Here is a 285-nt window from a genome sequence, read left to right on the forward strand (position 1 = left end):
TGTCCGCCGGCAGATCGCCGTCGTCGATGTAGCGCGTGAGCGCCTGCCAGCGCTTCAGGCTGTAGTCGAGCGCCTTGGCCGTGGCCGAGCCATCCGGCACTCTCGGGCGTTGCCCCGAGAGCCATTGATGCATCGCATCGGCCACCTTGCGCGATCTCTCCTGTCGTATTCGCCTTCGCTCGTCCGGCATCAACTCAGCAACCTCGCGCTCGATGGCGTAGAGCTCGCCGAAGAACTTCAGCGCCTGCTCGCCAACCTGGCTGCCTTGATTGGCCCAGAGTTCGT

At 64.6% G+C, this 285-nt stretch carries 1 protein-coding gene; it reads right to left on the bottom strand.

Annotation, left to right across the window (positions count from 1 at the left end; all coding sequences use genetic code 11):
* Positions 1 to 285 (bottom strand): IS66 family transposase (locus APY03_RS15140; protein WP_157103408.1); only part of this gene is annotated, 285 nt, incomplete at both ends.

The sequence above is a fragment of the Variovorax sp. WDL1 genome (assembly GCF_001541225.1).
Taxonomy (GTDB): domain Bacteria; phylum Pseudomonadota; class Gammaproteobacteria; order Burkholderiales; family Burkholderiaceae_C; genus Variovorax.